Genomic DNA, 6,746 nt, shown 5'->3' with positions numbered 1-6,746 from the left:
CTTCGCGGGCCGGCCGATCCGGCCCCCGTCCGGGAGGCTAGCGCGAAACGCTTCCAGGACTCAGCGGGACATGTCCCGCTGAGTCCTGGAAGCGTTTCGATGAACTTGCAAATCAAACGTAGCGTTTTTGGCATAAGTACGTTTACAAAATCCCAGTTGACACGTGTTTTACTGGTATTAGAATTGTATTGACCTTTAAGCGCGTACGAGATGCCCGCAAGGAACAACAATCGAACGACCTTCCTTGGGTGTCGAGCCGCGCGGCGGTCAGGCATCTATTTTTTTGGCTCGACGGGCGAGCGGCGGGGCCGTGGCTCGGGGCCACCGACGGAGGAAGGAGATCGATGGGCACTACACCAAAGGCCGTCATCATGGATGAGACCGCCATCGGTCGTGCGCTGACACGCATCGCGCATGAGATCCTCGAGCGGAACGAGGGGTGTGAGAACCTTGCGCTCGTGGGCATCGTCACGCGTGGCGACATGCTTGCCAAGACGCTTGCCGACGAGATCGAGAAGATCGAGGGCGTCCGTGTTCCGCTGGGCAGCCTCGACATCAGCTTCTATCGTGACGACTATCTCACCAACCTCGCGCCCGAGATTCATGCCACGCATCTGCCGTTCAACGTCGACGGCAAGCGCATCGTGCTTGTAGACGACATCCTCTACACGGGTCGCACCATCCGCGCCGCGCTCGACGCCATCATGGACCTCGGCCGTCCCAGCCGCATCGAGCTGGCCGTTCTGGTGGACCGCGGCCATCGCGAGCTTCCCATCTGCCCCGACTTCGTGGGCAAGAACGTTCCCTCGTCGCACGAGGAAAACGTACGCCTGTATCTCAAAGAGGTCGACGGGCGCTCGTCCGTCGAGATCACGCACGTCGCGCCGGGCTCGCATGTGGGTTCCGCGCCGCTGGGAGGTGAGTAGGCGATGGCCTTCAACCACAAGCACTTGATCGACATCACCGAGTATTCCGACACCGACATCATGACCATCCTCGAGACCGCGAAAGCGTTCTCCGAGGTCAACGAGCGCGCCATCAAGAAGGTCCCCACCCTTAAGGGCAAGACGATCGTGAACATGTTCAACGAGCCGTCCACCCGTACCCGCAGCTCCTTCGAGCTCGCCGAGAAGCGCCTGTCGGCCGACAGCCTCAACTTCGGCGGCTCCTCGACCTCGACGGTGAAGGGCGAGAGCCTCATCGACACGGTCATGACGCTCAACGCTTACAAGATCGACATGATTATCGTGCGCGACAAGCATGCAGGCGCTCCCTACATCCTCACGCAGCATTCTCCGGCGCACGTTATCGACGCCGGTGACGGCAAGCATGGTCACCCCACCCAGGCGCTGCTCGACCTGTACTCCATCTGGGAGCGCAAGGGCAGCTTCGAGGGCCTCAAGGTGGGCATCGTGGGCGATATCGGGCACTCCCGCGTATGCGGTTCGCTCATTCCCGCACTTAAGATCATGGGAGCCGAGGTCACCGTCGTGGCGCCGGGCACGCTGCTTCCTGCCCGCCCCGACATTCTGGGCGCCGACCACGTGAGCTACTCGCTCGACGACGTCCTGCCCGAGCTGGACGTGGTCTACATGCTGCGCATCCAGCGCGAGCGCCTCGAGGGCGCACCCTTCCCGAGCCTGCGCGAGTATCACGAGCTCTTCGGCCTCACGAAGCGCCGCGAGCACCTGATGAAGCCCGATGCCATCATCTGCCACCCCGGTCCCATCAACCGCGGCGTGGAGTTCGACTCCTACATGGCCGACCATCCCGAGCGCTCGGTCATCCTGGACCAGGTCTACGCTGGCATCTGCGTGCGCATGGCTGCCCTGTATCTGCTGCTTGGAGGTGCCGATAATGGCCTTTCTGCTTAAATCCGCCCATGTCGTCGACCCTGCCGCCGGCATCGACGGCGTCGTTGACGTGAAGATCGAGAACGACCGCATCGTCGAGGTGGGGGAGGACCTTTCCGCCGACGGAGCCGAGGTGCTGGACCTTTCCGGCAAGGTGCTCGTTCCCGGCCTCGTGGACATGCATGTCCACCTGCGCGAGCCCGGCTATGAGCACAAGGGCACCATCGAGAGCGAGACCCGTGCCGCTGCCAAGGGCGGCATGACCGGCGTATGCTCCATGCCCAACACCGATCCGGTCACCGATAACGGCGTGACCATCGAGTACGTGAAGTCCGTCGCCGAGCGCGAGGGCCACTGCCGCGTGTTCCCCTCCGGCGCCATGACGCGCGGTCTCAAGGGCGAGATCATCTCCGAGATGGGCGACATGGTCGCTCACGGCGCGGTCGCCTTCACCGATGACGGTCGCGGCGTTCAGGGTGCCGGCATGCTTCGCCGCGCCATGGATTACGGCAAGATGTTCGGCAAGGTGTTCATGAGCCACTGCCAGGACGAGGATCTCGTCGGTGACGGCCAGGTGAACGAAGGCGTCGTCTCTACGCGCCTGGGACTTCTGGGTTGGCCCGCCGAGGGCGAGGAGATTCAGATCGCGCGCGATATCGCCGTTGCTCGACTCACCGGCGCGAAGCTGCACATCCAGCACATCTCCACCGCACGCGGCCTTGAGCTCGTGCGCGCCGCGAAGGCTGAGGGGCTCGAGGTCACCTGCGAGGCCACGCCGCACCACATGTTCCTGACCGAGGACGCGATTGGCGAGACCTATGACACGTCGCTCAAGGTGAACCCGCCGCTGCGCACCGCCGAGGATGCTGCCGCGATCGTCGCCGGTGTCATCGATGGCACGGTCGACGCCATCGTCACGGACCACGCGCCGCACGCCGACTGGGAGAAGGCGCGCGAGTTCGAGCTCGCCCCCTTCGGCATGACGGGCATCGAGGCGTCGCTCGCCCTGGTGAACACCAACCTGGTCAAGACCGGCAAGATCGATTACGGCCGCATGGTCGAGCTCATGTCCATCGCTCCTCGTCGCATACTGGGCGTCGACGCGGTGAGCATCCAGCCGGGTTCGCTGGCCGACATCACCGTCTTCGACCCCGAGGTTACCTGGACCGTGGGTGCCGATGGCTATGAGTCCAAGGCCAACAACTGCGGGTTCGCTGGCACCGAGGTCACCGGCCGCGCCACCGACGTCTTTGTTGGCGGCAAGCGCACGCTCACGGACGGCGTCATCTGCTAACATCGCTATACAACAGCTCGGCACGGCCCGAAGGTGGGCCGTGCCGTTCATTCTCGATTCCATGCGGCCGCATGGGGATAGGAGCGTCAATGCCTACGCCTTCTCCTGCTCGCATGCATGAGTTCGAGGTCGTGTCGAACGAGAAGATCGCCGACGGCATCTTCTCGCTCGTCATTTCGGCCCCCGACCTTGCTCGAGCCATTCAACCCGGTCAGTTTGTGAACGTCGCCGTGCCGGGAAACGCCATGTCGCTCTTGCGTATCCCGCTGAGCTTTGAGTCGGTCGACCCCGAGGCCGGCACCGTGACCATTTGGTATGCGGTGGTGGGAGACGGCACGAACCGGCTTTCGCAGATGCAGCCGGGCGACCGCTCCGACCTGCTGGGCCCCGGCGGACACGGCTGGACCATTCCCGAGGGCTGCAAGCGAGCACTCTTGGTCGCGGGCGGCATCGGCGTGCCGCCGGTGCTCTGTCTGGCTCGCGAGCTTGCTGCTGCGGGCGTGGCGTTCGATGTGTGCCTGGGCGCCGCTACGGCTGGCAAGCTGGTGGGCGTCGCGGATTTCGAGCGTCTGGGTGCCGCATCGGTGCACGTCTGCACCGATGACGGGTCCGAAGGCGCCTGCGGCTTCTGCACCGATCCTGCCTCTGAGCTGCTCGCCCAGGGCGAATACGGCTATGTCGCCACCTGTGGTCCCGAGCCCATGATGGCCAAGGTGGCCGCTGCGGCCGCCGAGGCCGGCGTGCCGTGCGAGGCGTCGCTCGAGCGCATGATGAGCTGTGGCTTCGGCGCTTGCGCCACGTGCGCGGTCGAGACCACGGGAGGAATGAAGGGCGCCTGCATGTGCGGGCCCGTCTTCGATGCGAAGGAGGTCGTCTGGTGAGCCGCGTTTCCATGGCCGTCAATTTTGCCGGCATCCCTATGAAGAACCCCATCAATACGGCGTCCGGCACGTTCGGGTTCGGATGGCAGTTCGAGAACTTCTTTGACGTGTCGCGTCTGGGCGCCATCACGACGAAGGGCTGCGCCTCCGAGCCGTGGCCCGGCAATCCCAAGCCCCGCATGACCGAGGTGCGCGGCGGCATGATGAACTCCGTCGGCCTTCAGAACCCCGGCGTTCGCGGCCTTGTTGCAGAGTCCGGCGACTACCTTGCCGACCTCGCCTCGAAGGGTACGGCCGTCATCTGCCAGGTGGCGGGCCATTCCACCGAGGAATATGTGGCCGCGCTTGAGCTTTTCGAGGAGCTTTGCCCCTGGGCAGCCGGCTTCGAGCTCAACGTGAGCTGCCCGAACATCGCCGCCGGCGGCGCGGCTTGCGGCTCCACCCCGGAGGGGGCTGCCGAGGTCATGCGCGCCTGCCGTCCCATCACAAAGCGTCCGCTGCTCGTCAAGATGGCCCCTGTCCGCCTTCCCGAGATCGCCCGTGCCCTTGAGGCCGAGGGCGCCGACGGCTTGACCGTCATCAACTCGATTCCTGGCATGGCCATCGACGTCCATACGCGTCGCTCCAAGCTCTCCAAGCCCACGGGTGGTCTTTCCGGCCCCTTGCTGCATCCCATCGCCGTGCGCATGGTCTGGGAGGTTGCCAACGCCGTCGACATCCCCGTGTGTGGCGTGGGCGGCGTCATGACCGGCGAGGACGCCGCAGAGTTCATCCTCGCGGGTGCTACGGCCGTCTCGGTCGGCATGTCCAACTTCGTCGACCCGACCTCTGCGCCGCGCATCGTCGACGAGCTTGAGGAGTGGGCCGCCTCTCAGGGCGTCTCCGACATCAACGAGCTGATCGGAGCCCTCGAATGCTAGACCAGGAAGCGCGCGAGCGCATCATCGTCGCCATCGATTGCGGACGCGACGAGGCGTTGAGCCTTGCCGACCGCCTCTCCGGCCATGCCGTGTGGCTCAAGGTGGGCATGACGCTGTTCTATGCCGAAGGTCCCAGCATCGTGCAGGAGTTCATCAACCGGGGATTTAAGGTCTTCCTTGACCTCAAGCTCCACGATATTCCGCATCAGGTGCGCGGGGCGGCCCGTTCGGCCTCGCTTACGGGAGCCGATCTGCTGACCGTGCACGGGATGGGGTCCGGCGCTATGCTCGCCGCCGCGCGCGAGGGCGCCGACCAGGCTGCCCAGGAGCGCTCCTCGCGTACGCGACTGCTGGCCATTACGGTCCTGACCAGCATGAATCAGGACTCCTTGGAGGAGATTGGCGTCTCGCTTCCCGTTGCGGAGGAGGCTGCTCGCCTGGCTGGGCTTGCGAAGGCCAACGGCATCGACGGCGTCGTATGCTCTCCGCGCGAGGCAGCCGATATGCGAAAGCTGCTTGGCCCCGATGCCCTCATCGTCACGCCTGGCGTGCGTCCTGCCGGCTCTGACCTGGGCGATCAAAGCCGCGTCTCCACGCCTGCCGACGCCATTGCCGCCGGTGCGAGCCACCTGGTCATCGGTCGCCCCATCACCGCCGCAGAGGATCCCGTGGCAGCCTATGAGGCCATTGTGCAGGAGCTTCTTTCTGTCTAACGATCGTGGCGGGCGACGCCTTCTTTGGTGCGCCCGCCGCGTACGTTCTATGAAATAGGACGTTTCTCTATGGTCTTTACCAGCGATTCTCTTGAACTTTGCAGGTCAATCGTATAAGGTATGGTTCCGGTTTTGATTGGACGCGCACTCTTGATGCGTCCGACCATATGAAATCGTATGTATTCCATCACGTAATTGGAGGTTCTAATGGCGCTTCCCCAGCTCACTGACGAGCAGCGCAAGGCCGCACTTGAGAAGGCTGCTGCCGCCCGTCACGCCCGTGCCGAGCTCCGCGAGAAGATCAAGAAGAACGAGGTCACCCTCGAGTCCGTTCTCAACTCGGATGACCCCATCGCCTCTCGTATGAAGGTCTCCACCCTCATCGAGTCTCTCCCCGGGTATGGCAAGGCCAAGGCCGCTAAGATCATGGACGAGCTTGGCATCTCCGCCACCCGTCGCGTCCAGGGCCTTGGTGTCCGTCAGCGCGAGCAGCTGCTCGAGGCGCTTACGAAATAGTGGGTAGCACCAATCCAAAGCTTTTCGTTGTTTCTGGACCGTCAGGTGCCGGTAAGGGTACGCTGGTCGCGATGACGCGCGACCGCATGCCCGGGCTGGGCCTGACGGTTTCGGCTACCACGCGCTCTCCGCGCCCTGGCGAGGTTGACGGTGTGGACTACCATTTCCTTACCCCCGAGGAATTCCAGCGTCGCGTCGACGCCGGGGAGTTTGTCGAGTGGGCACATGTCCACGGCAACTGCTATGGCACGCTGGTAAGCGAGGTGCGAAGCCGCCTTTCCGCTGGCGCATCGGTTATTTTGGAGATCGATGTCCAGGGGGCGCTTCAGGTTAAGGAGCGTTTCCCCGAGGCCATTTTGATCTTCATCAAGCCACCGTCGCTTGAGGAGCTGCGCGCCCGTCTAGTTGGGCGCGGCACCGAGACGCCCGAGTCTATCGAGCTGCGGCTTGCCAACGCCCGCAAGGAGTTGGCCCTTGCCGATCGCTACGACAAGGTGCTCGTCAACGACGATCGCGAGCGGGCCTGCGAAGAGCTTGTATCCATACTTCAATCGTACGAAAGGATCTGA

Annotated in this window: 8 protein-coding genes; all 8 read left to right on the top strand. The window is 63.9% G+C overall.

What is annotated here, in order from left to right:
* Positions 1-344: 344 nt before the first annotated feature.
* Positions 345-926, top strand: a complete 582-nt coding sequence (gene pyrR / locus B5F33_RS08300; RefSeq protein WP_087411339.1) for a bifunctional pyr operon transcriptional regulator/uracil phosphoribosyltransferase PyrR — start codon at positions 345-347, stop codon at positions 924-926.
* A gap of 3 nt (positions 927-929) precedes the next feature.
* Positions 930-1,874 (top strand): aspartate carbamoyltransferase catalytic subunit, encoded by a 945-nt coding sequence (locus B5F33_RS08295; protein WP_087411338.1) that lies wholly within the window; start codon positions 930-932, stop codon positions 1,872-1,874.
* Complete coding sequence (locus B5F33_RS08290; RefSeq protein ID WP_087411337.1) at positions 1,858-3,147, top strand: dihydroorotase; 1,290 nt, start codon at positions 1,858-1,860, stop codon at positions 3,145-3,147. The genes B5F33_RS08295 and B5F33_RS08290 overlap by 17 nt, the downstream gene beginning before the upstream one ends.
* 113 nt (positions 3,148-3,260) lie before the next feature.
* Positions 3,261-4,028 carry a dihydroorotate dehydrogenase electron transfer subunit gene (locus B5F33_RS08285; protein WP_087411345.1) on the top strand — a complete coding sequence of 256 codons (768 nt, stop codon included), beginning with the start codon at positions 3,261-3,263 and terminating at the stop codon, positions 4,026-4,028.
* Positions 4,029-4,039: 11 nt separating this feature from the next.
* Positions 4,040-4,948, top strand: coding sequence for a dihydroorotate dehydrogenase (locus B5F33_RS08280; RefSeq protein WP_204214481.1), 909 nt, complete (start codon positions 4,040-4,042; stop codon positions 4,946-4,948).
* Positions 4,942-5,661 carry an orotidine-5'-phosphate decarboxylase gene (gene pyrF / locus B5F33_RS08275; protein WP_087411335.1) on the top strand — a complete coding sequence of 240 codons (720 nt, stop codon included), beginning with the start codon at positions 4,942-4,944 and terminating at the stop codon, positions 5,659-5,661. The genes B5F33_RS08280 and pyrF overlap by 7 nt, the downstream gene beginning before the upstream one ends.
* A 207-nt stretch (positions 5,662-5,868) precedes the next feature.
* The gene (gene mihF / locus B5F33_RS08270) at positions 5,869-6,177 is read left to right on the top strand and encodes an integration host factor, actinobacterial type (protein WP_087411334.1); all 309 of its coding nucleotides are present in this window, start codon (positions 5,869-5,871) and stop codon (positions 6,175-6,177) included.
* A complete protein-coding gene (gene gmk, locus B5F33_RS08265; protein WP_087411333.1) occupies positions 6,177-6,746 on the top strand; it encodes a guanylate kinase in 570 nt (189 codons plus the stop codon). The genes mihF and gmk overlap by 1 nt, the downstream gene beginning before the upstream one ends.

It is taken from the genome of Collinsella sp. An2 (genome assembly GCF_002160065.1).
GTDB lineage: Bacteria > Actinomycetota > Coriobacteriia > Coriobacteriales > Coriobacteriaceae > Limicola.
Note: the sequence above shows the minus strand (reverse complement) of the source record. Positions and strands in the feature narration are given on the sequence as shown.